Genomic DNA, 25,069 nt, shown 5'->3' with positions numbered 1-25,069 from the left:
GCGGCCGTCGAGCGCGTCCGGCGACCGGTGTCGGCTGCGTCGTCGACGGGTCAGTCGTCGGCCGTGCCGGCCTCGACCTGATCGGCGCCGAAGCCGGAGGGGTCGCCGGAGAGGCCGACGCCCAGCGTCTCGTTCGTGCGCCGGATGCTCTCGGCGGCGTCAGCGCTCTCGGTCACTGCGCGGATCGCGTCGACGTTCTCGGGGACCACGTCGGACTCCTGGTGGATCGCCTGAAAGAGATAGAGGTCGCGGCCCTCGGTGGCGACCGACTCACCCCACAGGCAGTTCTCCCAGAGGTCGCCGCGCGGCCGCCCGGCGTCCAGCGCGAAGTCTTTGAGCTTGCCGGCCCCGTCGAGACCGATCCCCTCCGGAATCACGTAGATTCGAGACTGGTCGTCGAGGAGTTGCCGGACGTGCGCGGCCGTCACGTCGGTCTCCAGTGTGACGTTGAGTGCGTGGACGTGCATCAGCGTCGCCGGTACTTTCAGCCCCATCGTATCGATCGACAGGTCGGGGAAAATCGTCTGGACGTCGGGGCCGTGATGAGACGGGATCTCGATCGGATTCGGGAGGATATCGTTGATCGGACCGCGCGTATTCTGACTCGGGTCGCCGCCGCGGCGTACCAGCGTCGCTCGGACCTTCTCGACGCCGTACTCCTCCTCTAGGGGAGCCACGACGCGCGACAGTCCGGTCGTGTTACAGGAGACGACTCGAACGGAGTCGGCACCGCAGGCGTCGTCGTAGTTCGAGCGGGCGTTGAAGCTCGTCTCGGCGACACTGGCGTCCTCGCCGCCCTGGAAGATCGCGGGCGTATTATACGAGGCGTACAGCGACTTGTTCTCCGCGCCGATACCTGACGGCGTGGCGTCGACCATCACGTCGGCGTCGGCGACCAGTTCGTCGACGACACCGGCGGTCTCGATCCCGGCCTCCGAGAAGAGCGGAGCGCGCTCCGGGATCGCCGCGTACACCGGGTAACCGCGCTCGACAGCGGTGTGGGCCTCGAAGTTCGGCTGCGTCTTGGCGACGCCGGCGACTTCCATATCGGGCTGGGCCTCGACGGCGTCGGCTACGCGTTTGCCGATCGTCCCGTAGCCGTTGACACCCACTCGTATCATTACCGGAGAGTCGGACGACCACACGCATAGTTATTTCGGAGCCGGAGCAGCAACAATTAACTCCTACACGAGTAACGCGGGGCATTTTCGCAGAGACGAGTACCTCACCACGGAATACTTGCGGAAAGCCCCAGCACACACGGCGGTCGTCGGGATGCGAACCCCTAACTCCGCGGAGTCCCGACACTGGCGTATGTCGAACGACGGACTCGCAGCCGCTGCGACGACGGCGGTCGAGCAGTGTATGGCTCTCGACGAGACGGAGTCCTGCGTCGTGGTCACCGACGACGAACGACGCCCGATCGGCGAGGCGCTCTACGACGTGGCGAGCCGCATCACCGACGACGCGGTGCTGCTTCAGTACCCGCCAGGGACCCAACACGGCGAGGAGCCGCCCAGGCCCGTCCCGGCCGCGATGGCCGATGCGGACGTGTTCCTCGCACCGACGACAAAGAGCGTGAGTCACACCCGCGCCCGAGGGGACGCCTGTGACGCCGGCACGCGCGGCGCGACGCTGCCCGGAATCACCGAGGACGTGTTCACCACGGGGCTCGACGCCGACTACGACGCCATCGCCGCGCACTGTCGCGACGTCCTCGCGCAGGTCGAAGACGCCGACGAGATACGGGTGACGGCCCCGGCCGGAACCGACATCACCTTCGAACCCGGCGGCCGCGAGTGGCACGCCGACACCGGCATCGTCCACGAACCGGGCGACTTCTCGAACCTCCCCGCGGGTGAGGTGTTCGTCTCGCCGACGGACGCGAACGGGACCTACGTCGTCGACGGGACGATGCGCCCGCACGGACTGCTCGAGGAGGGGCAACAGCTCCGCTTCGAGGTGGAAGACGGCTACGTGACCGAGATTTCCGACGACGAGATCCGCGAACAGATCGAGACCGGTGCCGAGGAAGTGGGGCGCGACGCCTACAACCTCGCGGAACTGGGAATCGGAACCAACGTCGGTGTGACCGAACTCGTCGGCTCCGTCCTCCTCGACGAGAAGGCCGCCGGGACCGTCCACATCGCGATCGGCGACGACGCCGGCATCGGTGGCGAGACCGACGCACCGCTGCACCTCGACGGAATCGTCCGGGAACCCACCGTCTTCGCCGACGGGGATGAAGTGGACCTGCCGCAGTGAACGGTGAACGGTGAACGGCTGCCCGGGACACCATAGCCCGCCGGCTTCACCACTCGTATGAGACTCCGGTCAACTCCTCGCTCTTCGCCCAGAGGCGCGCCGCGTCGTCTTCGTCGTAGGACGCCTCACTGGACGATTGCCTCTCGGGTGCGCCACGCATATTCAGCAACCCGCCCGGACCGTAGTAGTCCCCGCCCTCCACGTCGGGCGCGACTGACGCGTACAGCAGCGGTAACGCGCCCTTCTGCGCCGACTGGCCCACGACCGCGTTGGCGGCTTTCATCAGTCCCAGCCGCAGTTTCGACCCCGCTTGCTTCGGCCCGCGGTACTGGAGATTCGTCGCGGCGTACCCCGGGTGGCAGGCGACGCTGATCGTGTCGGTGACCTCGGCTTTCGTCAGCCGACGCTGCAGTTCGTAGGCGAACAGGAGGTTTGCCAGTTTACTCTGACCGTAGGCCTCCCACTTCCCGTAGGACTGCTCGTGGTGCAGGTCGTCGAAGTCGATCTCGCCGGACTCGTGTGCGCCACTGGAGTGCGTGACGATTCGGCTCTCTCCATTGCTCGCGAGGAGCAGATCCAGCACGTGACCGGTGAGCGCGAAGTGACCGAGGTGGTTCACCCCGAGTTGTTTCTCGAACCCGTCTTCTGTCTCCTGTCGGGGGATCGCCATCACACCGGCGTTGTTACAGAGCACGTCGACGGTGTCGTAGTCCTGTTCGACCCCGCTCGCGAAGGACTCGATCGAGTCGAGCGACGCGAGGTCACACTGCCGAACGTTCAGGGTGGCTCCGGTGTCGCCGACGCTGTCACGGATTTCCGCGGCCGCCTGTTGCCCCCGATCGGTGCTCCGGCAGGCCATAATCACCGTCGCCCCGTTGGCTGCGAAGGCGTTCGTCGCCTCGAACCCCAGACCGCTGTTGGCCCCCGTAACGAGAACAGTTGTGTCCGTACAGTCCGGCATTCGATCGACAGTCCACGATGATGCCATCGGTAACTGTACGCCGACAGCACATAGGAACCTTCCGTTGGGGCCCCCTCGGCGATCGATCCGCGCCGCGACGTGAGCCAGCGTCCCGCACGCGACGGCCGGAAGGGCGGACTTTTACGGCCCGACGGGCTACGACGCCGTATGAGCACGCCACAGGACCGCGTCGCGGCCGAATGTCCCTCCTGTTCGCCCGCTGAATCGACGGTCCACGAGGTACTGAAAGACGGCGGCGGTCACCGCACCGTCCGCTGTACGGAGTGTAGCCACGTTCACAAGGTCCAGGTCGAATCCGAGACGGAGATCGAACGCGACGTCGTCGTCTCTCAGGACGACGAGTCGTTCGCGACTACCGTCGACGCGCCGCCGACAGAGACGATCGCCACCGGCGACGAGTTCATCGTCGACAGCGAGGCGGCCATCATGCTGGTCAGGGTTACGGGGATCGAGATCGGTCCCGAACAGCGCACCGAGGAAGCCCGAGTCGAGGACATCGACACCATCTGGACCCGCGCGGTGGACAACGTGACGGTGAAAGTGACCGTCAACCCCAAGGAAGGGACGGGTGACCGCGAAGCGACCCGGAGCTTCGACCTCAAACTCCCCGGCGACCACGAGTTCGTCGTCGGCGACGTCGCCGCCTTCGGCGACGAGGAGTTCGAGATCAAAGCGATCCAGGTGCGCGAGGACGCCCCGGAGTACCGGCACGGCAAACTCGACCACGAGGGCGATATGGTCTACGCGAAAGACGTCAAGCGGCTCTACGGCACCGACCAGACGACCTCTGCCTGGTCGGCGTGGTGAGGACGCGCGAGCACTGATTCTCGGATCGACGTCCGCTGTCGGCGGGGAAAGATTCGATTCCTCGGAGTGTGAAGAGACGTATGTGAACACTACCCACATCGAAGCCCGCGAGGCGATGGTCGAACGCCTCCGCCGCCGCGGGTACGTCGACGACGATCGGGTGGCCGAGGCCCTCCGATCCGTCCCACGCCACGAGTTCGTTCCCGAGGGCCAGCGCTCGAACGCGTACGCCGACCGACCGCTGTCGATCGGCAGCGACCAGACCGTGAGCGCACCGCATATGGTCGGTATGATGACCGAACTCCTCGACCCCGCGCTCGACGACCGCGTGCTGGAGGTCGGGACCGGGTGCGGCTACCACGCGGCCGTGACAGCCGAGACTGTCCCCGAGGGGCACGTCTACTCCGTCGAGTACGACGACGACCTCGCGGCCGAGGCGCAAGCGCGACTGGCTCGGCTCGGGTACGGCGACCGCGTCTCCGTCCGCGTCGGCGACGGGCGGGAGGGCTGGGACGCGCACGCGCCCTTCGACGGCGCGTACCTGACGTGCGCCGTGCCCTCTGTCCCGGATGCCGTCCTGAACCAGGTCGCCGTCGGGGGGCGGATCGTCGCTCCCGTCGGCGAGACCCACCAGGAACTGGTCCGGCTGGAGAAGCACGACGCGGAGACGGTCGAGCGCTCGGAGCACGGGGGCGTGCGGTTCGTCCGGATCCGCGGGTGAGCCGCCCCACAGAGCGTGCAGTTGATTACGCCCCACGTCCGAGAGCGTAGTATGGACCCTGGGGATCTGCGCGGCGAGATGGTCGACAGCCTCGAGGAACAGCTGTCGATCGACGAAGCGGTCGCGCTCGCGATGCGGTCGGTACCCCGCCAGGAGTTTGTCGACGATGCCCCGTACAGCAACCGCGCCGAGGAGGCCGCGGGAACGACGGTCCTCGCGCCCGAGACGGTCGCTCGCCTCCTGACGGCCCTCGACGTCGACTCCCCGGACGGCGGGCCGACGGACCGCGACGGCGACCCACGGGACGATGCCACGACCGCCGACGATACCGGCGACATCCTCGTCGTCGGCGCGGGCGTCGGCTACACCGCCGCGCTGCTCGCGGAACTCCTCGGCGAACGGCACGTGCACGCCGTCGACATCGACCGACGACTCGTCTACGCGGCGCGATCGAACCTCGATTCGGCGGGCTACGGAGGCGTTCTCGTCGATGCCCGCGACGGCGCGAGTGGACTCCCCGAATACGCACCGTTCGACCGAATCCTCGTCGAGGCCGCAGCGATCAGTCCCCCCCGCGCGCTGATCGAGCAACTGTCCCCCGGCGGCCGTCTGGTGCTCCCCCTCGGCGGCCCCGAGCAGACGCTCACGGCCGTCGACGACGACGGCGACGTGATCGATCGGCACGGACCGGTGGCGTTCAAGCCGCTGCTCGTCGACGGCGAGCAGCGCGGCCGGCCGGCGCGGAACCGGACGGTCAGAGAGGACACCGAACGGCAGGAAGAACCGGGTTACTTCGCGAAAACCGGCTGGGAACAGGAGTGGATCGACTGGGACGAGCAGTTGCGACGGCGGTAGCCCTCCGTCACTGAATTTTCAGCCCGCTCCCGGTGAGCGGGACGACGACGTCGTCATCGGGCGCGACGACACCACGCTCGCGATACCGGCCGAGTGCGGCGGGCGCGACCGCGCAGGTCGGCTCGGTGTCGAACCCCCGCGACCGGAGCGCGTCGAGTTCGCGCTCGACGGCCGCCGCCGACATCGCGATAGCGTCGCCGTCGGTGTCGTCGATGGCGTCGTGGATCTGTGTCTCGCGGACCGGGTCCCGGATCTGGATCCCGTCGGCGACGTCGTTGTGAGCGTCTGACTCGCCGTGGAGAGCGTCGGCGACGGGCGCATATCCGGCGGCCTGTGCACCCAGCATCCGCGGGACGTCGTCGATCCACCCCGCGTCCGCGAGCGCCCGGAAGCCGCGGTACGCCCCCAGAAAGAGCGTGCCGTGGCCCAGTGGGGTCACGACGGCGTCGGGAGCGACCCACTCGCGCTGGGCGCACACCTCGTAGGCGAACGTCGCCGTCCCGGCGAAGAACGCCGGGTTCCAGGCGTGGGAGGCGTACCACGTGTCGGCCGCCCCATCTTCCGATGCTGTTTCGACGGCCTCGAGACAGGCGTCCGTGACGGCCTCACGACTCCCCTCGACCGGCACCGGCGTCGCCCCGACGCGCTCGATGGCGTCCCGTTTGGCTGGCTTGACCGAGGCCGGAACATAGATCTCGGCGTCGATGCCGCCGCGGGCGGCGTAGGTGGCGATGGCCGCGCCCGCGTTCCCCGAGGAGTCCTCGACGACCCGGTCGACGCCGAGCGCGTCGGCGACCGAGAGCGTCACCGTCGCGCCGCGGTCCTTGAACGACCCCGTCGGAAAGACGTACTCGAGTTTGAACTCGGCGTCCCAGTCGTCGGCGTCGACGAGCGGCGTGCGGCCCTCACCGAGCGAGACGCGGCGGTCGACGGGGAGGAGCCGTTCGAACGCCCACAGGCCGCCACGGGCGTCCCCCCACGAAGTCGGCGGCTCCGCCGGGAGCGACTCCTCGGGCCGCTCGGTCGGCCCGGCCGCGAAATCCAGCGGCGCACCGCAGTCACAGCGCCACGTCCACTGCTCGTAGGTGCGATCGCACGCACTGCAGGCGAGCGCGAGCGACGGCGGCAGCGACGTGGGGTCTGCGGTCATCTCAGTATGCGTCGACGTTGGTGCCGACCGAACAGACGTACTCGCCGGTCGCGACCTGCGGGAGTCGGCGAGTGCGCCAGAAGACGCCGTCGTTGTTCGCGGTGACGCGAGCCTTGCGTTCGCCGAAGGGCGTCGTCACCTCGAAGAGGCGGTCGCCGGCGCTCACCCGGTCGCCGAGGTCGGCCTCGAACCGGACGAGGCCACCCGCGGGTGAGCCGTACTGATCGAAGCCCTTCGCGCGGGTCTGTGGTTCCTGACCGGGGGATCCGGGCAGAAAGCCGTAACCGCGGAGGACGTTGAACACGCCCGTCACGCCGGCCTCGATGCTGTCGTCGTCCCAGCCGACACAGCCGCCGAGTTCGGGGTCGATCGTCGGGATGCCCTCGTCGGGGCCGGCGCGGGCGAGTTGCCCCTCGGGCCCCTTCTGGTCGAGGACGTACCCGCAGCCAAATGTCTTGGCCAGTTCGAGACACTCGTCGTGCAGTCGGTGTCGGCGACCGCAGCGGACGCGCACCTCGTCGATCATCTGGGAGGTCGACCCCTGGTGGAGGTCCAAGATCAGATCCGCGCGGGTGGCGGCGTCGAACGTGGTAGCGGCAATCCGTTCCGAAGAGGTCCCGCCGTCGTCGCCGGGGTACGCGCGGTTCATCTTCGTGTCGTCGATCGGATTGCGGTGCTCTGCGACCTGGAAGGCGTGGTAGTTGACGATGCCGACGACGAGGACTGTCCCGGAGAGCTCCGCGGGGTCGAGCCGGGGAACGACCCGACTGACGACGCCGACGCCGTTCAGTTCGTCGCCGTCTGACGCCGCCTGCAGATAGAGGGTTTCGCCGTCAGATGCCCCTTCGATGACTGCACAGGGGAGGCCCACGGTCGTCCCGTCGCGGGTCTCGCCTACCTCGAGCCGGCCCGTGTCCATCTCGCCCGGGCCTGCACTCGCCGTACCGAGTGTCGTCATTACCCGACAGTCGGAGGCACCGGACTTTAGGGGTTCGGTATGGCCGCTCCACGGACGAGCGTTTTTATCGGATCGCGCGGCCAGCACTCCCGTGCGCTGTGTGACGCCCCACGCCGGGTCGCGGTCGTTCGGCACGTCGGCGTGGGATTCGGCTGTGCGGGCTCTGTGCCGACTGTTCGCCCCGTACGGGCCATAGCGTCGGCGTGGAAACCGACGACGCTTTGCCCACAGAGTGGCTATCTCCCCCTGTGAGCGACGAGGTACCGGACCGGCCGCCGCAATCGGGGCTGGTGCAGGCGTTGCGAGTGCCGCGAAACGCCGCAATCGGCATCGGCGTCGGGGTCGCCCTCGCGGCCGTGGCGTATCTCGCGCGGGTCCTCGAACTCCTGGGGCCGTTCGCGGGAACGCGCGAGTATCCGGTCTTGGGTCCAGAGGCGTGGTTCCTCGTCCTGGCGTTCGTGCTCGCGACGTCGACGGCGCTGTTGGTCACGTCGATTCTGACGGTCGTCGAGACGGTCAGGCGAGCACGCGAACTGTGAGTTACGCCTCGAACTCCCGCGTGTCGCCGACGAGTTCGCTGAGCCGCTCGGACCCGGCCCGCGTCCCCTTCGCGATGATGACGTCGCCGCCGCGGAGTTCCGTCTCCGGGCCGGGCTGGACGACCCACTCGTCGCCGTCTTCGTCGCGCCCGCGACGGACCGCGATCACCCGCATCCCGGTCTGTGTCTTGACCATCTCCTCACCCAGCGTCGTGCCCGCCAGCGGTGCGTTTGCTGCGACCGAGAGCCGGACGATCACCTCGTCGGACTCCTCGACGGCGGCGGCGACGACGGGGTGAGCGTCGATTCCGCGATAGACGCCCTCGCTGATCTCCAAGGCCGCATCGGAGATGACCTCCGTCGCCGACGCGAGGTGGACGAGCCCGCGGAGCTGCACGGGATCCTCGACGCGACTCGCGGCGCGGAGCGTCCACGCCTCGAAGCGCGACTTCAGCGCGTCGACCTCGGCTTCGAGTTGTTTCACCTCCTCGGCGACGCCCTCGCTGTCGAACAGGACGGCGCCGTAGGCGAGGTCGACGGCGAGTTCGCTCATATCCTTCATCAGCGTGATGGAGTCGACGGCGCGCTCTAGGTCCTCGATCGGCGGATCGACGGCCACCGTCGGCTCGTACGCGTCGCCGGTCGCCGCCTCGTAGACCGTCGCAACCCCGTCTCGGGGGCCGCGGAGGAGCAGCGAGTCGCCCGCCTGGAGTTCGTTGTCCGGACCCGGGTTCGTCAGCCAGCGACGCTTCCCGGTCGCAGACTCACGGCGGATGGCGATCACGCGGACCCCGGTCTCGGTTTCCATGTTGATGTCCAGCAGCGTCCGATTGGCGTACGCAGATCCCTCGTCGACCGTCGCGCGGACCAGTGCCTCTACGGCCTCCGGGAGCGCGGTCCGGATCGCGTCGGGCATCCCGATGTCCTCGATCACGATCTTCGCAATGTCGCCCGCAGCGTTGGAGATCTTCTCGGCCGCACCCATCACGCCGAGCACCGGCGCGAGCTGTTCGGCGTCCTCGGGACTGCGGGACGCCATCAGGAGGCTCATCCGGCCCTGGAGCTGGAGGATGTCCATTCGCCCCTCGAGTTCGAGCACCTCTCGGGCGATGTCGTCGCTGCCGTTGAGGACGGCCGAGTACGAGAGGTCGATGAGGAGCTCGGCGGTGTCTTTCATCTCCGCGAGCACCTCCTTGACGCTGACCGGTTCGTACTCGACGTCCTGTGGGTCCATACCTCGCCGTTCGCGGCGGGTGACAAAAACGCTTGGTGGTCACCGTCTGGCCGGGTGACATCCAACACCCGTAAACGGTAACGCTTTTTTCACGTGGACGGGAATCGGGTAGGTATGTCAGACGACCTGAAACGCGGGTTGGAAGGCGTCCTCGTCGCCGAGTCGGAGCTGAGCCACATCGACGGCGACGCCGGGAAACTGGTCTACCGCGGCTACCCGATCGAGGACCTGGCCCGCGAGGCGTCTTACGAGGAAGTCGTCTACCTCCTGTGGCACGACGAGCTCCCCGACGCTGCGGAGCTTGCGGACTTCGAATCCTGGATGGCCGAGCGCCGGGACATCGACGACGAGGTCCTCGCTCAGGTCCGGAAGCTCGCCGACGCCGACGAGGTGCCGATGGCAGCCCTCCGGACCATCGTCTCCTCGCTGTCGGCGTACGACGAGGACGCCGACCACGAGGACGTCGACGACCTCGAGTCGAACCTCCGGATGGCCTGCCGGATCACTGCCAAGATGCCGACGGCGCTCGCGGCGTTCGAGCGCCTCCGTCAGGGCAAAGAGCCGGTCGAACCCCGAGAGGATCTGAGTCACGCCGCCAACTTCCTCTATATGCTGAACGACGAGGAACCCGACGACGTCCTGGCGGAAACGTTCGATATGGCACTCGTCCTCCACGCCGACCACGGGCTCAACGCCTCGACGTTCTCAGCGATGGTGACCGCCTCGACCCTCTCGGACCTCCACAGCGCCGTCACCGCCGCGATCGGGACACTCGCGGGATCGCTCCACGGCGGTGCAAACGCCAACGTGATGCGGATGCTGAAGGAGGTCGACGAGAGCGACCTCGACCCGACGGCATGGGTCGAGACCGCCCTCGATGAGGGCCGACGCGTCCCCGGCTTCGGTCACCGCGTCTACAACGTCAAAGACCCCCGTGCGAAGATCCTCGGCGAGAAGTCGAAGGCCCTCGCAGAGACCGCAGGGGAAACGAAGTGGTACGACTACTCGGTCGCGATCGAGGAGTACATCGCCGAGGAGAAGGGCCTGGCCCCGAACGTCGACTTCTACTCCGCGTCGACCTACTACCAGATGGGCATTCCCGTCGACATCTACACTCCGATCTTCGCGATGTCCCGCGCTGCGGGGTGGATCGCGCACGTCCTCGAACAGTACGAGGACAACCGCCTGATCCGGCCTCGGGCCCGCTACGTCGGCCCCAAAGATCTGGAGTTCCCGCCGCTCGAACAGCGGTAACCGTCGGGATCTCCGCGTTCGGCGGGTCGGTCCGCCCCCGGTGGTAGTCCGATCGCGCGTCTCGCGTGTTTTCGGTCTTTTTCGCCCTGTAACGACGATGCGCTCGGCACGGACAGACCCGTAGCCGTCTCGCTCGCGTTTGGTCTGCCAGCCGGGACCGCGATCGTGGGCGAACGACCGAACTGAGACCCACAGCGATCGCGCTCGCGCTGACAGACGGCAGACGTCTGCCCGACAACCGTCAGACGGCGTCGACTCCCCCGGCGCTGTCGAGCGATTTTACTTTCACCTCGCGTGGGGGATGTTTATGTACCTGCCGGGCACATACCCAAGTGCACGTCACACGCGTGCATTCCCCCCCTTTCCCTTTCCATCCCTGAGTGACGTCACTTCCTGAACCGTTGCTTCGATCGCCGCAGCGAACGGGCCGACGGGACCCGATCGAGCGGTCGTCTCCGCTCCCGCCGACGACTATCCGACAGTATTAGATCCGGTGGCGGGAATCGATAGGTGAGATGCTCTCTCTCGCCGACGTCGAGGCGGCGCGCGATCGGATCGCCGACGTCGTCCGTCACACGCCGCTGGAGTACTCGTATGCGTTCTCGGAGATGACCGACGCGGACGTCCATCTGAAACTCGAGACGTTCCAGCGGACCGGCGCGTTCAAACTTCGCGGGGCGACGAACCGGATCGCAACGCTCTCCGATGCGGAGCGCGACGCGGGCGTCGTCACGGCGAGTGCGGGCAACCACGCTCAAGGCGTCGCGCTCGCGGCCACCCGGGCGGGCGTGGACTCGAAGATCGTTATGCCCGAACACGCGCCGATCTCGAAGGTCGAGGCCACGGCGCGGTACGGCGGCCAGACGGTGCTGCACGGGGCGGATTACGACGACGCGCAGGCGAAGGCGCACGAGATCGAACGGGCGGAGGGACGGACCTACGTTCACGCGTTCGACGACGAGCGGGTGATGGCCGGCCAAGGGACCATCGGACTCGAGATCGTCGAGGACTGCCCGGACGTCGAGACGGTCGTGGTCCCCGTCGGGGGCGGTGGGCTCATCAGCGGGATCGCGACGGCGGTGAAAGCGCGGAACCCGGACGTCCGTGTGATCGGCGTCCAGGCCGAGGGCGCGGCGTCGCTGCCGCAGTCGCTCACCGCCGGCGAGATACAGGAACTCGACTCGGTGAATACGATCGCCGACGGGATCGCCACCCGGAAGGTCGGTGAGACGCCGTTCGCGGTGATCCGCGAGCGCGTCGACGAGGTTGTGACCGTTCCCGACGAGGAGATCGCGGTGGCGCTGACGTACCTCCTGGAGCGCTCGAAGACGCTCGTCGAGGGGGCGGGCGCGGTACCGATGGCGGCGCTGTTGTTCGAGCGGTTCGACTACGACGAGGACGAGACGATCGTCCCGGCGCTCTGCGGCGGTAACATCGACACGAATCAGCTCACGACGGTCCTGGTCCGCGGCCTCGTCGAGACCGGCCGGTATCTCAAGATCCGGACGGTCCTCCGTGACCGACCCGGGGCGCTCGAGGACCTCGTCGAGATCATCTCGGATCAGAGAGCCAACATCTACGCGATCCAGCACGACCGCACCTCCCGGGACGTCGCGATGAACGAGGCCGACGTCGAGATCGACATCGAGACCCGCGGGCACGACCACATCGACGAACTGCTCGCGGCACTGCGCGCCGCGGGCTACGACGTGGAGGTGCTGGCGTGAGCCGAAGCCGATCGGCGATCCTGTGGGGCCTCGTCGGTGCCCTGGCGTTTCTGGTCCTCGTCCAGGGGTATCGCCTGGCTGTCGGGACGCTCGGAGTAGACGTGTTCACCAGTTTCGGACTCGCCGTCCTGATCGGCGCGGTCGTCGCCGTCGCGTCGTACCTCGCCGAGCCCCGTCTCGCGTCGAAAGGAAGGACTTAAACGAATCAGTAGGGTAGTTTCGACCGAGCCGGGATGGCCGAGTGGTAAGGCGCACGCCTGGAAAGCGTGTTCCCTCTGGGATCCAGGGTTCAAATCCCTGTCCCGGCGTTTCTCTGCACATCATCCTGCGAGGCCTTTCATCGCCGAGCGGCGGTTCCCCGAGTAGCGGCCGGCGTGACGCTCGCCCGCAGCAGCGCTCGCTACTCCGTCCCGATCGCCCGCCCCGATTTCTCCTCGGCGTCGAGGACCCAGACCTGCGGGTTCTCCTGGATGTCGACGTCGCCGACCAGGAGGTCAGGGCGAAACGCGTTGTCGGCCATCGCTTCCCGCGCGGCGTCCCACTCTTCGTAGTCGATACGCTCGAATGGGCCCGCTGCGATCACGCTCCGCCAGGTCTCCGCAGATTCGACGTCGAACGTCAGAAAGCCCGCAACGGTCGTCGAGTCGGCGTACGTCACCTTCTTCCACTCTTCGGAGTATCCCACGAACACGAAGTACAGCCGGTCGCTGCCGTCGTACCCGAACGACATCGGGAGGGCGTAGGGGACGCCTTCGGCTGCGAGCGAGAGCACGCCGAACCCTTGACTCTCGAGGAACTGGTCGATCTCGGTCTCCGTCAGCTGCTTGCCCTGCAGCGTTTCGTGCGGTGTGGACATACAATCGAATCAAATGAGTATCCGTATATTCCTTGATTCGATTCCCAATCACAGAGAAAGTAACACGATAAGTCCACGAGAGCGATAAAAATGACCGAACCACCCGACAAAACACGAGTGTCAGTGATGCGACGCAGCAGACGACTCGGCGGTCGGCCACAGGCGGCCGGATACTGTGCTCGGTCCGATTCAGCGCCCAGTCGGCACAAGGTTCATAACTGTGGCAAGCATCCACACGGATGACAATGCCTGACACGAAAAACGGTCGGGAGCGGAAAGGCCGCAACAAGCGCAGCCAGCTTCAGGAGGAACTTTACGAGGAAGAGATCGAAGCGGTCGAGGCCGACGAGGAACTGCCGCCGTTCGAGCCCTCCGGTGACAAGCCGTTCGTCGCAGAGGAACTCCCGGACGAGGAGTGAATTCGGATCCGTCTTCTTCGACGACCGCGACCCCGCAGGCCGCCGGTCGCGATCGTCCCGTTCGGTTGGCCCCGAAAGATACAGTGACAAGGGTGGGGGCTGTCGTGACGGTATGGGCACCTGGGACGAGCGGTTCCGCTCCGGGGAGTATCCGTCCGATCCGGACCCCTCGCCGGTCCTGCGCGATTACCTCGAGGAGACGTCTCCCGGCCGAGCGCTCGACGTCGCCTGTGGCACGGGACGCAACGCGGTCTTCCTCGCCGAACGGGGCTACGAGGTCGACGCGCTGGACCGGTCGATCGAGGGCCTCCGTCTCACGAGGGCCAACGCCACAGCGCGGGACGTCGAAGACCGACTCAATCTGATACAGGCGGACGCGACCCAGTTCGGGTATCCTGCGAACCGATACGACGTCGTGACGATCAGTTTCTTCCGAACGCTCGATCGCTTGAGCGACATCAAACGGGCACTCCGGCCGGACGGCCTGTTGTTCTACCAGCACCACCTCCGTTCGGATCCGCCGGCAGCGGTCGGTCCGAGTACCGACCGATACCGGTTCTGCTCGAACGAACTCCTCCACGCGTGCCTGGATCTCACTGTGCTGTACTACGAGGAATCGAGCGAACTCGTGGATGGAAAACGCTCGGCGACCGTCGAACTCGTCGGACGCAACAGCCACGGCGGCACCCAGGCGTATCCTGCACGCCGATGAGCTACCCGAACCGTATATAAATCCCACATCGCGACGCCGATTGTGACTCGATGTCGTGGTACAAATTGTCATAGTGTAGGCCGCGGATACAAGCGAATCGAGCGGTGTACGTACCAATTCCCCCGTTCCTCGGATCCCGTAATTCACAGACGGTGGCCGCCCCGTAGCAAAGAATTTATATAGAATCACAAACAATCGAACAATGTCTATGAGTCAGCGAATGCAACAGGGTCAGCCGATGATCATTATGGGCGAGGACGCCCAGCGTGTCAAGGACAAGGACGCGCAAGAGTACAACATTCAGGCGGCCCGAGCCGTCTCCGAAGCCGTACGGTCGACACTCGGCCCGAAAGGGATGGACAAGATGCTCGTCGACTCGATGGGAGACGTCACCATCACGAACGACGGCGTCACCATCCTTCAGGAGATGGACATCGACAACCCGACGGCCGAGATGATCGTCGAGGTTGCCGAGACGCAGGAAGACGAGGCCGGCGACGGCACGACGACGGCTGTCGCCATCGCGGGTGAACTGCTCAAGAACGCCGAGGATCTCCTCGAGCAGGACATCCACCCGACGGCGATCATCAAGGGCTTCCACCTCGCGAGCCAGGAGGCCCGCTCGGCCGTTAACGAGGTCGCCGAGAGCGTCGAGCCCAGTGACAGCGAAGTGCTCCAGAAGGTCGCCGAAACCTCGATGACCGGCAAGAGCTCCGAGCTCAACAAGGAGCTGCTGGCCCGACTGGTCGTCGACACCGTCGAGGCCGTCACGGTCGAAGCCGACGACGGCTCCTACGTCGTCGACTTAGCAAACGTCAACATCGAGACGCAGACGGGCCGCTCGACCAGCGAGTCCGAACTCCTCGAGGGCGCGGTCATCGACAAGGACCCCGTGCAGGACGATATGCCGACCGCGTTCGACGCGGCCGACGTGCTGCTGCTCGACGAACCCATCGAGATCGAGGAGACCGACGTCGACACGCAGGTCAACGTCGAGTCCCCGGACCAGCTCCAGCAGTTCCTCGATCAAGAGGAGAAACAGCTCCGCGAGAAGGTTCAGAAGATCGTCGACAGTGGCGCCGACGTGGTCTTCTGTCAGAAGGGCATCGACGATATGGCCCAGCACTACCTCGCCAAAGAGGGCATCCTGGCCGTCCGACGGACGAAGAAGTCCGACCTGGCCTTCCTGCGCGACGTCGTCGGCGCTGGCGTCGTCTCCGACCTCGACACCGTCACTGCCGCGGACCTCGGCACCGCCTCGATTGGCCGCGACGATGACGACGAACTGTTCTACGTCGAAGGCCTCGACGACGAATCGCACGGCGTGACGCTGCTGCTGCGCGGCTCCACCGACCACGTCGTCGACGAGATCGAGCGCGGCGTCCAGGACGCGCTCGATGTCGTCTCGACGACCGTCTCCGACGGCCGCGTCGTTTCGGGCGGCGGAGCGATCGAAGTCGAAGTCGCGCGTCGCCTCCGCAGCTACGCCGGCTCCGTCGGCGGCCGCGAGCAGCTCGCAGTCGAAGCGTTCGCCGACGCGCTGGAACTCGTTCCGCGCGTCCTCGCCGAGAACGCTGGACTCGACTCCATCGACACGCTGGTCGAGATCCGCGAAGCCCACGAAGACGACGAGACCCACGCTGGGCTCAACGTCTTCACGAGCAAGGTAGAGAACACCTTCGACGCCGGCGTCGTCGAGCCCGCACACGCCAAGGAGCAGGCGCTCTCCTCGGCCACCGAGGCCGCGAACCTGGTCCTCAAGATTGACGACATCATCGCCGCCGACGAACTGAGCACCAGCGGCGACGGCGACGAGGGTGGCGCGCCCGGTGGCGGCGGTATGGGCGGTATGGGCGGCATGGGCGGTATGGGCGGCGCGATGTGAACGCCGGAAACTGCCTCACATAGCCCGTCGGGCTCTGCCTGACCGACCACCCCGACGAATCGCTCCGAACGAATCGCCGCCTTCGACGAGGCGTCTCGGGTGAGCGTTCGGCCCTGTGCTTCTCTATCTGGCACAGACTGATCCGACACCCGGCCTGACCGGCCCCGGATACGCTCCCCCGGCCGGCTGATCGGCCTCGTCACGCACTCTCTTATTCCCGTTTTTCCCTCGCGAGCCACCGCTGTCCCCCGCTCCGACACCGACCAGCCCTCCCCGCGTCCGTCGCGCGATATGTGTTCCGCTCGTCTCGGCCACCGACCGGTTCCGACCCTGCATCACTGCTCGGGCCCCGTCGCCGCTCGACCGAGCCGTTGCCGCTCGACCGATCCGCCGACATCACAGAACAGTCCGGTGGGTGCGGGTAAGAGTTAAACAAATCTACCGATTTGAGCAAAAATATGGATTGTTATCCGACAACGGTGCTTATTAGGTGGATGATGTGTGACTACTCGGTATGGAGACGCTCCTACTGAACGACGAGGACGTCCGCGAGAACGTGACGATGGCAGAGCTCGTGCCTGCTGTCGCGGACGCGTTCGTGGCGTACGAACGCGGCGACGCGCAGATGCCGCCGAAGTCCTACATCGATCTCCCCCAGTACAACGGCGATTTCCGGTCGATGCCGGCGTACCTCGACGTTCGCGGTGACGACGCCGCGAGCCAGGGGGGCGCAGAGCGCGCTGGCGCTGATGGCGGGTGGGACGCCGCTGGTGTGAAGTGGGTGAACGCACACCCCGACAACCCCGACCAGTACGACCTCCCGACGGTGATGGGGACGATGATCTACACCGACCCCGAGACGGCGGTTCCGCTGGCGATCCTCGACGGCCGGACGCTGACGATGCTCCGGACCGGCGCGGCCGCGGCCGTCGCGACCAAGCACCTCTCGGTTCCGGACGCCTCATCGCTCGGCATCGTCGGCGCGGGAGCGCAGTCGTATATGCAACTCCGCGCCATCAGCGAGGTCCGTGACATCGAGACCGTCGTCGTCTCCGATCTCGACGAGGAGCGCGTCGCAGCCTTCATCGCGGCGTTCGAAGACGACTTCGACGTCCGCGGGGGCACGATCGCCGAGGCCGCTCACTGCGACGTGCTCTCGACGGTCACCCCCGTCGAGTCGCCGATCGTCCCGCGCGACGCCGTCGGCGACCGCACACACATCAACGCGATGGGAGCCGACGCCGCCGGGAAGCACGAACTCGCCGACGAGATCCTACTCGACGCGACACTTGTGATCGACGACTACGAACAGACGACGCACTCCGGCGAGATCAACGTCCCCTGGAGCGAGGGCGTCCTCGACGACGGCGATCTCTACGGCGCGCTCGGGGAGATCGTCACGGGGGAGAAATCGGGACGGACCGACGGGGACGGCATCACTGTCTTCGACTCGACCGGGTTAGCGATTCAGGACGTCGCCGCCGCTCACGTCGCCTACGAACACGCGACGGCGAACGGCAACGGCTACGCCTTCGACCTGCTGGGGCTCGCAGACTGATATCCGTCGGACGACGGGCCGATTTTCACTCGGCCGGGGACCGCCTGCTCCGGTAGCTTTTACCGACCCGGCGACGGGGTTCGGGATATGGTGTGGGTCCGGTCGGAGTACGCGGGCGAACTGGCCGTCGTGGTGACGTGGTTGGCCGCGCTCATTCCGTGGAACGTCACGTACTCCAGCGGGATCTCCGGCGGTTCGGTGCTGTTCGTGCGCTTTCCCTTCTTTCAGGTCCGCTACGCGTTCGGAGCGACGCCGGCGCGTCGGATCGCGCTCACCGATCCCCTCTCGGCCATCGCATTCCAGCAGGGACAGACGATCCAGGTGGCGTATCAGGCCTGGGCAGTCGGGGCCGCAGTCCTGGCGGTCGGTGTCGTCGTCGCGACGCTGTACTACCGGGACGAGGAGCGACTGGAGGCCGGTCCGGCAGACCCGGTTCGGGTGCTCGGCGGCATCCTTGGGCTTTCGGGCGTCGTGCTCGCCGTGGCGACGTCCCTCCTGTTCACCCGGGGGTTCCCCGGCGTGCCGGTGCCGGTCGGCGTCGTCTTCCTCTTGATCTTCGGCGGCCTGCTGCTGACTGTCGATCAGGAGTGATAGTGGTAGCCGACAGTATAAGTCACTGCGAGTGAAAGCGTACGCAACGCGTCCACTATGGACGAACGCGAGTCAGACGCCGGAGGGGGGCCGGCTACGGACGGGGAAGACGATGCTACCGGAGAGTCATCGGCACCGTCACCGGAATCCGGTCCCACTGACGGCTCATCGCTAGCAGCGGGGGCGGCAACACCGCCAGCAGGGGACGAGGCGACGCCGTCATCAGACGAGACGACATCGCCATCAAACGAAACGACGTCGCCATCAGACGACACGACGGCGTCATCGGCGGATCAGCCCTCCGACGGCCGTTCGCCACCGTCGACGGCGGCTGAGAACCCTGCGGACGGATCGCTCCTCGGCCGACTCGAAGCGACGACCGACGACCTCCAGCGGCGGATCGACCGACTCTTCGAGGTCCTTCGCGGCTCGTCGATCGAGGTCCGGCCCTACCGCCCCGACGACGGACGCTTCGCGTCGTTCGACCTGCCCGACGGCGAGACCATCATCGACCGATACTGGGTGAACGCGCCGTACGCGTACGTCGTCATCACCTACGACGACGAGGCGAGCGAGCACTACTACTACGCCGTCGAACCCGACCTCGACGACATCGAAGCCGAGTTGCTGTCGCGGGCCCGCGTCGACATCCGCGATCCGCTGCTCTATCGGACGGACGAGGAACCGACCGCCGAGGAGACGCTCCGAACCGAACTGCAGACCCTCCTCGAACAGTACGGCGTCGACGTCTCGATGCGGACCTTCCACACGCTGCTGTACTACCTCTCGCGGGACTTCCGGGGGTTCGGCCGGATCGACCCGCTGATGAACGATCCGCACATCGAGGACATCTCCTGCGACGGCTATGACCTCCCGATCTTCGTCTATCACGACGACTACACCGACATCGAGACGAACGTCGCCTTCGATGCCGAGGCGCTCGACGACTTCGTGATCCGACTCGCACAGGAGTCGGGGCGACACATCAGCGTCGGCGACCCCGTCGTGGGCACGACGCTCCCGGACGGCTCGCGCGTCGAACTCGCCCTCGGCGAGGAAGTCACGCCCCGGGGGTCCGCCTTCACCATCCGGAAGTACGCCGACGAACCGTTCACGCCGATCGACCTGATCGACACGGGGACGTTCTCGGTCGAACAGATGGCGTACCTCTGGCTCTGTATCGAACACAACAAGAGTCTGATCTTCGCCGGCGGCACGGCCTCGGGGAAGACGACGTCGATGAACGCCGTCTCGATGTTCATCCCGCCGCGCGCGAAGGTACTGACAATCGAGGACACTCGAGAACTGTCGCTGTATCACGACAACTGGCTCGCCTCGGTCACCAGAGAGCGCCTCCACGAGGGCTCGGACATCGATATGTACGACTTGCTGCGCTCGGCCCTGCGGCACCGCCCGGAGTTCATCATCGTGGGCGAGGTTCGCGGTGACGAGGCCGTGACGCTGTTCCAGGCGATGAACACCGGTCACACCACGTTCTCGACGATGCACGCCGACAGCATCGAGACGGTCATCAACCGCCTGGAGAACGAGCCGATCAACGTCCCGCGGGCGATGGTGCAGTCGCTGGATCTGCTCTGCGTCCAGACGCTCACGCGGGTCGACGGCGAGCGGGTCCGGCGGTCGAAAGCGATCGGCGAGATCGGCGAGATCGACCAGCGGACCGGCGAACTCGACTACTCGCGCGCGTTTACCTGGGATGCCGACAACGACTCGTTCGTGGAGTCGGACTCGAACCTCATCGAGGAGATCCAGTCGGACCGGGGATGGAACCGGACGGAGCGGAAGCGGGAGATGAACCGTCGGAAGCGCTTCCTCAGATTGCTCGTCGATCTCGGCACGACCGGCTACCGGGAGTTCACCGCGCTCGTCAACGAGTACTACGTCGACCCCGAGCGGGTGATGGAGCGACTCGAACGTGCTGAGGAGAACGCGACGGGCGTCGACGACGCCACGGTCGACCCCGACGGGGACGTCGGAATCGGGGGGCTCGAGGCCGATGGTGACGACTGAGTTCCTCGTCGGATACGCGCCGTTGGTGGTGGTGACACTCCTGGCGCTGCCGGTCGCGCTCGTCCCCGTAAACCGAAGCGCGCGGCTGCTCGTCACGCGGCTATCGCTCCCGATCTTCGGCCGATACGTGACGCAGTCGAACCCGCGCCGCCGCCACCAGATCGAGCGAATGCGGGCCGCGTTCGTCGGCGAGAGTCACCGCGTCTTCGCCTCACAGACGCTCTTCATCGCTGCGGTGGCGGGCATCGCGGGCAGCGTCTACGGCGTCTATCTCGGGGCGGTCATCCTCCGCTCACTCTCGATCGAACAGGAGGCCATCCGGACGGCATTACCGGATACCCTGGGCTTCCTCGCGGCCATCGTTCAAGTGCCGAACCTCTCGCTGTTGCAACTGTTCGCGCTGCTCCTCGTCGCGGGGGCAACCGTCGGTTCGGCGCTCTCGCTCGGGGCGTACTGGGGGCGGTGGCAGTACCTCGATCAGCGCGCTCGGGCCCGTAGGATCGAGATCGACGCGTCGCTGCCGGGGACGGTCGCGTTCGTCTACGCGCTCTCGCGTTCGGGAATGCCCTTTCAGGGTGTGCTTCGGACCCTCGCGCGGAACCAAGACGTCTACGGCGAGGCCGCGCGAGAACTCAGCGTCACGGTCCGCGACATCGACGCGTTCGGCACGGACATCTTGACGGCGCTGCAGGACACTGCCGAGCGAACGCCGAGCGAGAACTTAGAGGAATTCGCCGGCAACCTCGCGAGCGTGCTCTCCTCGGGACAGAGCATCTCCGACTTCCTCCACGACCAGTACGAGCGGTTCCAAGAGGAGGCCGAGGCCCAACAGCGACAGTACCTCGAACTGCTCTCGACGTTTGCAGAGGTGTACGTCACCGTCCTCGTCGCCGGCCCCCTGTTTTTCATCACAGTCCTCGTGGTGATCGGACTGGTCATTCAGGATACGCTCACGCTCCTCCGGATCGTGAGCTACCTCGCGATTCCACTGTTGACGTTCGGGTTCGTCGTCTACGTCGACAGCATCACCGAGAGCATCACGATCGATACCCGCGGCAGCACTGACGGCCGATCCGCACCGAAGTTAGACGTTGGTCGCCAAGGCGACCCCACGACGACGGCCGGTGACGAACCGCCACAACGCAGCGACGGCGGCGTCGACACCGCCCAAGAGGGATCGGCCACGGTCCGATCGTCCGCCTCGGTGACGGCTGCGACGAACTGGGAACGGCTCGCAGTCTACGACCGGGTCGGAACGGTCAGACAGCGTCTCTCGGATCCCATCGGGACAGTGCTAAGACAGCCGGCGTACTCGCTCGTCGTGACGTTCCCGATCGGACTGCTCATCATCGTGCTGTCGATCGGCGGACCGACCCGCGAGGCGATCGCCGCGCTGACTTCGGGGTCGGTGCCGGCGACGACAGCGCTGTTACTGCTCGTCGAGGCGATCGACGGGCCGATCGTGCAGGCGACGATCGTACTGTTGGCGGGAATCGCGGTGGCGCACGAAGTGAACAAGCGGCGCGTCCGCGCCATCGAGGCCGACACTCCCGACTTCCTCGATCGGATGGCGAGCATCAACGAGGCGGGCGTCACGATCGTGGGTTGTTTCGGCCGGCTCGCGGACGCCGAACTCGGTCGGCTGGGCGACGAGATCTCCCGCGTGTGGCGCGACATCCGCTGGGGCTCTCGTGTCGGTGACGCGCTCGTGGGGCTGGAGCGGCGGGCCCGCGCACCGGCAGTCTCACGGGCGGTCACGCTCATTCGAAACGCGATGTCCGCCAGCGGCGACATCAGCCCGGTGCTCCACATCGCGGCGGACGAAGCCCAGGAGATCCGACGGCTCCGTAGAGAGCGCCGACAGGAGATGCTGACGTACCTCATCGTCATCTACGTCTCCTTCTTCGTCTTCCTGGGGATCGTCGGTGCGCTGACGATCTCGTTCATCCCGGCAGTCGAGGCGGCGGGTCAGTCGGCCAGCGGCACGGCCGGCGAAGTCGGCGGCGTCAACACGGGCGTCCTGGGCGGCCTCCAGACCGTCCAAACCGACGCGTACAAACTGCTGTTCTTCCACGTCTCCTCGATCCAGGGCGTCTGTTCGGGGCTCGTCGCTGGACAACTGGGCGAGGGGAACGTGATCGACGGGGTCAAACACGCGACCGTGCTGCTGACGATCACGTATCTCGTCTTCGCGCTGTTGTAAGCGGGGCCCGACACGGCGGCGCGACCGGTGACCGTCGCGGCTTTGTACCGCCGGCGACACCCTCGCGTATGAACGACGACGGCGACGGGGACGTCCCCGGACCCGCGCCGATCGCTGCGACGTACGACCGGATCGCTGAGCACTTCGCGTCGACGCGGGAGTACCCCTGGCCGGAGGTGGCGGCGTTCCTCGGCCGCGACGCAGCGGACCGACTCGACGACGACGCCCTGCACGCGCTCGACGGCAGCGCCATCCCGGCGCTCGACGCGGCCGCGGAGACCGACGAACGCACCGACCGGGCGGCCCTCGGGCTCGATCTCGGCTGTGGGAACGGTCGGCACGCGGAAGTGTTGGCCGACGTCACGGGGCGTGTCGTCGGCATCGACGTCAGCGCGGGGCTCCTAGCGACCGCGAGCGAGCGTGCGCTCGACCGGGGCTTCGCCGATTCACTGGCGCTCCTCCGAGGGGACGCCGGGTCGGTGCCACTGGCCGACGACCGAGTCGACGTCGCGGTCTACGTGGCGACGCTGCACCACCTTCGCTCGCGAGACCGCCGGATCGCGAGCCTGTCGGAACTCGCGCGGGTGCTGGCACCCGGTGGCCGGGCGCTCGTGGGCGTCTGGTCGACCGCTCACGACCGCTTCGAGGCCGACGCCGGCTTCGATACGACCGTCGCCTGGACGCTCCCCGGTGGGGAATCGGTGCCGCGGTACTACCACATCTACGACCCCCCGGAGTTCGCCGCCGATCTCGACGCGAGCGACCTCCGGACGGTCGAACGCACCGTGTCGAGCGGGAACTGCTACGCAGTCGTCGAGGCCGACGCTGGGACCGACGCCGCGTAGCCGATCGGACCGGCCGGGCCACGGCTGGTCGATCGGGACGCACGCGAACTCTGCGTTTAAGTCGCCGCAACCCCTATCTGGGAGTGAATGAACGACAACGAGGCCGACAGCGAGACGCAGGCGGTGCGCGACTACGAAGTCGTCGTCGTCGGCGGCGGTCCTGCGGGACTGCAGGCGGCGCTGTACACGACGCGACTGGGCCACGACACGGCGGTCGTCGACCGCGGTGGCGGCCGAGCGGCGATGATGCTCGATACGCACAACGTCATCGGCGTGCCCGAGGAGACGTCGGGGAACGAATTCCTGCAGACCGCTCAAGAACAGGTGCAGTCCTACGGCGGCGACGTAGTCCGTGACTTCATCGTCGAGGCTGAGCGGACCGAGGACGGGCGCTTCCGCCTGCACGGGAACGACGCCGAGTTCCTCGCCGACCGGGTGGTCCTCGGCGTCGGCTTCAACGACGAACGACCGGATCCGCCGGTCCCGCGGACCGGCAAAGGCCTCCACTACTGCCTCCACTGTGACGCGTATATGTTCATCGACCGCCCGGTCTACGTGATGGGGACCGGGGAGGCGGCCGCCCACGTCGCGATGATTATGCTCAACTTCACCGACGACGTGGACGTTCTGCTCCGCGGGGAGACGCCCGAGTGGAGCGCGGAGACCGACGAGCAACTGCGCGCTCACCCCATCGACATCGTCGAGGCGGAGATCACCGGGATGCGCAAGAGCGACGACGGGTGGCTCGAAGCGTACGAGTTCGACGACGGCTCCGTCCGGGAGTACCGCGGCGGCTTCCCGATGTACGGGTCGAACTACAACACCGCGCTCCCAGAACAGCTGGGCTGTGAACTGACCGACGACGGCACGGTCGCCGTCGACGAGAGTATGGAGACGACGGTCGACGGGGTCTACGCCGTCGGTGACATCACGGCCGGTCACAACCAGATCCCGGTCGCGATGGGCAAGGGGGCCCAGGCCGGCATCGACATCCACTACGGCCTGCGGGAGTTCCCCCGTGACCTTGAGGACATCCGCGAGAACGGACCGGTCGATCCGGCAGCGACGCCGGACATCAGCAGCCAGATCCGTGGGGCCGCCGAGGCGTTCCCGGAGGCGCGCGCGCCACCGATCGAGTCGCCCGAACCCGAACTGGCTGACGACGACTAGTCCGCCCGACGTCGGTCCCAAAGAGTAACACCCTTATCCGGGGACCGGAAATGAACGCGTGTCGGGTCGCGCCGTGAGGCCTGCCCACACGTGAGCGCCGGTGGTCTAGTGGTAGGACCTGAGCCTTCCAAGCTCATGGCCCGGGTTCAAATCCCGGCCGGCGCACTCCCTCCGATCGGCTCCCGGCCGACGTCCCCCTCGCCCACGGTGTTCGCTCGCGGGACTCCCGGCCGGCGCACTTTCTGCCGAGCGGCCGACCCAGCCAGCCTGACCATCGTCGATATATAGCTCAGTTCACATCTTTCGA

23 protein-coding genes and 2 tRNA genes are annotated in these 25,069 nt (G+C 66.7%); 19 read left to right on the top strand and 6 right to left on the bottom strand.

All coding sequences use genetic code 11. From position 1 onward, the window contains the following. Window positions 1–50: 50 nt before the first annotated feature. Window positions 51–1,121, bottom strand: coding sequence for a type II glyceraldehyde-3-phosphate dehydrogenase (locus BLU74_RS01900; RefSeq protein WP_089764536.1), 1,071 nt, complete (start codon window positions 1,119–1,121; stop codon window positions 51–53). Window positions 1,122–1,314: 193 nt separating this feature from the next. Between BLU74_RS01900 and BLU74_RS01895 the strand changes: the two genes are divergently transcribed. Further along, entirely contained in the window at window positions 1,315–2,265 is a 951-nt protein-coding gene (locus tag BLU74_RS01895; protein ID WP_089764534.1) for an aminopeptidase, read from the top strand. 46 nt (window positions 2,266–2,311) lie between these two features. Here BLU74_RS01895 and BLU74_RS01890 read toward each other — a convergent pair whose 3' ends face one another. Next, window positions 2,312–3,253: an oxidoreductase gene (locus BLU74_RS01890; protein ID WP_089764532.1), complete on the bottom strand. Its 942-nt coding sequence runs from the start codon at window positions 3,251–3,253 to the stop codon at window positions 2,312–2,314. A gap of 141 nt (window positions 3,254–3,394) precedes the next feature. Here BLU74_RS01890 and BLU74_RS01885 point away from each other — a divergent pair, with 141 nt between their 5' ends. The 3 genes from BLU74_RS01885 to BLU74_RS01875 all read left to right on the top strand — a co-directional run bounded on the left by BLU74_RS01885 (window position 3,395) and on the right by BLU74_RS01875 (window position 5,630). Further along, window positions 3,395–4,054, top strand: coding sequence for an HVO_0476 family zinc finger protein (locus BLU74_RS01885; protein WP_089764530.1), 660 nt, complete (start codon window positions 3,395–3,397; stop codon window positions 4,052–4,054). Window positions 4,055–4,136: 82 nt separating this feature from the next. Next, window positions 4,137–4,775 (top strand): protein-L-isoaspartate O-methyltransferase, encoded by a 639-nt coding sequence (pcm, locus tag BLU74_RS01880; protein ID WP_281241800.1) that lies wholly within the window; start codon window positions 4,137–4,139, stop codon window positions 4,773–4,775. A gap of 51 nt (window positions 4,776–4,826) precedes the next feature. Then, the gene (locus BLU74_RS01875) at window positions 4,827–5,630 is read left to right on the top strand and encodes a protein-L-isoaspartate O-methyltransferase family protein (RefSeq protein ID WP_089764525.1); all 804 of its coding nucleotides are present in this window, start codon (window positions 4,827–4,829) and stop codon (window positions 5,628–5,630) included. Between the two features lie 7 nt (window positions 5,631–5,637). On the opposite strand, the gene BLU74_RS01870 is transcribed toward BLU74_RS01875, so the two are convergent. Next, complete coding sequence (locus BLU74_RS01870) at window positions 5,638–6,780, bottom strand: pyridoxal-phosphate dependent enzyme (protein ID WP_089764523.1); 1,143 nt, start codon at window positions 6,778–6,780, stop codon at window positions 5,638–5,640. Window position 6,781: 1 nt separating this feature from the next. Then, window positions 6,782–7,738 carry a succinylglutamate desuccinylase/aspartoacylase family protein gene (locus tag BLU74_RS01865; RefSeq protein ID WP_089764521.1) on the bottom strand — a complete coding sequence of 319 codons (957 nt, stop codon included), beginning with the start codon at window positions 7,736–7,738 and terminating at the stop codon, window positions 6,782–6,784. Between the two features lie 248 nt (window positions 7,739–7,986). Here BLU74_RS01865 and BLU74_RS01860 point away from each other — a divergent pair, with 248 nt between their 5' ends. Continuing rightward, window positions 7,987–8,277 carry a DUF7536 family protein gene (locus tag BLU74_RS01860; RefSeq protein ID WP_089764519.1) on the top strand — a complete coding sequence of 97 codons (291 nt, stop codon included), beginning with the start codon at window positions 7,987–7,989 and terminating at the stop codon, window positions 8,275–8,277. A gap of 1 nt (window position 8,278) precedes the next feature. Here the strand turns inward: BLU74_RS01860 and BLU74_RS01855 are convergent, their stop codons facing one another. Then, the gene (locus BLU74_RS01855; protein WP_089764517.1) at window positions 8,279–9,511 is read right to left on the bottom strand and encodes a potassium channel family protein; all 1,233 of its coding nucleotides are present in this window, start codon (window positions 9,509–9,511) and stop codon (window positions 8,279–8,281) included. Window positions 9,512–9,625: 114 nt separating this feature from the next. On the opposite strand from BLU74_RS01855, the gene citZ reads away from it, so the two are divergent. The 4 genes from citZ (at window position 9,626) to BLU74_RS01835 (ending at window position 12,800) form a co-directional block, all read left to right on the top strand. Next, complete coding sequence (gene citZ / locus BLU74_RS01850; RefSeq protein WP_089764515.1) at window positions 9,626–10,765, top strand: citrate synthase; 1,140 nt, start codon at window positions 9,626–9,628, stop codon at window positions 10,763–10,765. A 515-nt stretch (window positions 10,766–11,280) separates the two neighbouring features. Further along, window positions 11,281–12,492 (top strand): threonine ammonia-lyase, encoded by a 1,212-nt coding sequence (gene ilvA / locus BLU74_RS01845; RefSeq protein ID WP_089764512.1) that lies wholly within the window; start codon window positions 11,281–11,283, stop codon window positions 12,490–12,492. After that, window positions 12,489–12,692 carry a DUF7981 family protein gene (locus tag BLU74_RS01840; RefSeq protein WP_089764510.1) on the top strand — a complete coding sequence of 68 codons (204 nt, stop codon included), beginning with the start codon at window positions 12,489–12,491 and terminating at the stop codon, window positions 12,690–12,692. Before ilvA ends, BLU74_RS01840 begins: the two co-directional genes overlap by 4 nt. 27 nt (window positions 12,693–12,719) lie before the next feature. Then, window positions 12,720–12,800 (top strand) — tRNA-Ser (locus tag BLU74_RS01835). A 92-nt stretch (window positions 12,801–12,892) separates the two neighbouring features. On the opposite strand, the gene BLU74_RS01830 is transcribed toward BLU74_RS01835, so the two are convergent. Then, window positions 12,893–13,348 carry a pyridoxamine 5'-phosphate oxidase family protein gene (locus tag BLU74_RS01830; protein ID WP_089764508.1) on the bottom strand — a complete coding sequence of 152 codons (456 nt, stop codon included), beginning with the start codon at window positions 13,346–13,348 and terminating at the stop codon, window positions 12,893–12,895. A gap of 245 nt (window positions 13,349–13,593) precedes the next feature. On the opposite strand from BLU74_RS01830, the gene BLU74_RS18735 reads away from it, so the two are divergent. The 10 genes from BLU74_RS18735 to BLU74_RS01785 all read left to right on the top strand — a co-directional run bounded on the left by BLU74_RS18735 (window position 13,594) and on the right by BLU74_RS01785 (window position 24,927). After that, window positions 13,594–13,767 (top strand): hypothetical protein, encoded by a 174-nt coding sequence (locus BLU74_RS18735; protein ID WP_175454531.1) that lies wholly within the window; start codon window positions 13,594–13,596, stop codon window positions 13,765–13,767. A 112-nt stretch (window positions 13,768–13,879) separates the two neighbouring features. Further along, window positions 13,880–14,479 carry a class I SAM-dependent methyltransferase gene (locus BLU74_RS01825; RefSeq protein WP_175454530.1) on the top strand — a complete coding sequence of 200 codons (600 nt, stop codon included), beginning with the start codon at window positions 13,880–13,882 and terminating at the stop codon, window positions 14,477–14,479. Between the two features lie 238 nt (window positions 14,480–14,717). Then, on the top strand, window positions 14,718–16,364 hold the full coding sequence (thsB, locus tag BLU74_RS01820; protein ID WP_089765232.1) for a thermosome subunit beta: 1,647 nt from the start codon (window positions 14,718–14,720) through the stop codon (window positions 16,362–16,364). A 514-nt stretch (window positions 16,365–16,878) separates the two neighbouring features. Next, the gene (locus tag BLU74_RS01815; RefSeq protein ID WP_089764505.1) at window positions 16,879–17,922 is read left to right on the top strand and encodes an ornithine cyclodeaminase family protein; all 1,044 of its coding nucleotides are present in this window, start codon (window positions 16,879–16,881) and stop codon (window positions 17,920–17,922) included. A gap of 87 nt (window positions 17,923–18,009) precedes the next feature. Then, entirely contained in the window at window positions 18,010–18,513 is a 504-nt protein-coding gene (locus BLU74_RS01810; protein WP_089764503.1) for a DUF7549 family protein, read from the top strand. A 57-nt stretch (window positions 18,514–18,570) separates the two neighbouring features. After that, entirely contained in the window at window positions 18,571–20,544 is a 1,974-nt protein-coding gene (locus tag BLU74_RS01805) for a type II/IV secretion system ATPase subunit (protein WP_089764500.1), read from the top strand. Beyond that, window positions 20,531–22,747, top strand: a complete 2,217-nt coding sequence (locus BLU74_RS01800; protein WP_089764498.1) for a type II secretion system F family protein — start codon at window positions 20,531–20,533, stop codon at window positions 22,745–22,747. Before BLU74_RS01805 ends, BLU74_RS01800 begins: the two co-directional genes overlap by 14 nt. Window positions 22,748–22,815: 68 nt before the next feature. Continuing rightward, window positions 22,816–23,592, top strand: coding sequence for a class I SAM-dependent methyltransferase (locus BLU74_RS01795; protein WP_089764494.1), 777 nt, complete (start codon window positions 22,816–22,818; stop codon window positions 23,590–23,592). Between the two features lie 87 nt (window positions 23,593–23,679). Then, complete coding sequence (locus tag BLU74_RS01790) at window positions 23,680–24,762, top strand: NAD(P)/FAD-dependent oxidoreductase (protein ID WP_089764492.1); 1,083 nt, start codon at window positions 23,680–23,682, stop codon at window positions 24,760–24,762. Window positions 24,763–24,856: 94 nt separating this feature from the next. Next, window positions 24,857–24,927, top strand: a tRNA-Gly gene (locus BLU74_RS01785). Window positions 24,928–25,069 lie beyond the last annotated feature (142 nt).

The organism is Halobellus clavatus (genome assembly GCF_900107195.1).
Taxonomy (GTDB): Archaea; Halobacteriota; Halobacteria; order Halobacteriales; family Haloferacaceae; genus Haloquadratum; species Haloquadratum clavatum.
Note: the sequence above shows the minus strand (reverse complement) of the source record. Positions and strands in the feature narration are given on the sequence as shown.

Coding starts and splice junctions, on each gene's coding strand:
- BLU74_RS01900 (WP_089764536.1), bottom strand. CDS start 1,121: ATGATACGAGTGGGTGTCAACGGCTACGGGACGATCGGCAAACGCGTA.
- BLU74_RS01895 (WP_089764534.1), top strand. CDS start 1,315: ATGTCGAACGACGGACTCGCAGCCGCTGCGACGACGGCGGTCGAGCAG.
- BLU74_RS01890 (WP_089764532.1), bottom strand. CDS start 3,253: ATGGCATCATCGTGGACTGTCGATCGAATGCCGGACTGTACGGACACA.
- BLU74_RS01885 (WP_089764530.1), top strand. CDS start 3,395: ATGAGCACGCCACAGGACCGCGTCGCGGCCGAATGTCCCTCCTGTTCG.
- BLU74_RS01875 (WP_089764525.1), top strand. CDS start 4,827: ATGGACCCTGGGGATCTGCGCGGCGAGATGGTCGACAGCCTCGAGGAA.
- BLU74_RS01870 (WP_089764523.1), bottom strand. CDS start 6,780: ATGACCGCAGACCCCACGTCGCTGCCGCCGTCGCTCGCGCTCGCCTGC.
- BLU74_RS01865 (WP_089764521.1), bottom strand. CDS start 7,738: ATGACGACACTCGGTACGGCGAGTGCAGGCCCGGGCGAGATGGACACG.
- BLU74_RS01855 (WP_089764517.1), bottom strand. CDS start 9,511: ATGGACCCACAGGACGTCGAGTACGAACCGGTCAGCGTCAAGGAGGTG.
- citZ (WP_089764515.1), top strand. CDS start 9,626: ATGTCAGACGACCTGAAACGCGGGTTGGAAGGCGTCCTCGTCGCCGAG.
- ilvA (WP_089764512.1), top strand. CDS start 11,281: ATGCTCTCTCTCGCCGACGTCGAGGCGGCGCGCGATCGGATCGCCGAC.
- BLU74_RS01830 (WP_089764508.1), bottom strand. CDS start 13,348: ATGTCCACACCGCACGAAACGCTGCAGGGCAAGCAGCTGACGGAGACC.
- BLU74_RS18735 (WP_175454531.1), top strand. CDS start 13,594: ATGCCTGACACGAAAAACGGTCGGGAGCGGAAAGGCCGCAACAAGCGC.
- BLU74_RS01825 (WP_175454530.1), top strand. CDS start 13,880: ATGGGCACCTGGGACGAGCGGTTCCGCTCCGGGGAGTATCCGTCCGAT.
- thsB (WP_089765232.1), top strand. CDS start 14,718: ATGATCATTATGGGCGAGGACGCCCAGCGTGTCAAGGACAAGGACGCG.
- BLU74_RS01815 (WP_089764505.1), top strand. CDS start 16,879: ATGGAGACGCTCCTACTGAACGACGAGGACGTCCGCGAGAACGTGACG.
- BLU74_RS01810 (WP_089764503.1), top strand. CDS start 18,010: ATGGTGTGGGTCCGGTCGGAGTACGCGGGCGAACTGGCCGTCGTGGTG.
- BLU74_RS01805 (WP_089764500.1), top strand. CDS start 18,571: ATGGACGAACGCGAGTCAGACGCCGGAGGGGGGCCGGCTACGGACGGG.
- BLU74_RS01800 (WP_089764498.1), top strand. CDS start 20,531: ATGGTGACGACTGAGTTCCTCGTCGGATACGCGCCGTTGGTGGTGGTG.
- BLU74_RS01795 (WP_089764494.1), top strand. CDS start 22,816: ATGAACGACGACGGCGACGGGGACGTCCCCGGACCCGCGCCGATCGCT.
- BLU74_RS01790 (WP_089764492.1), top strand. CDS start 23,680: ATGAACGACAACGAGGCCGACAGCGAGACGCAGGCGGTGCGCGACTAC.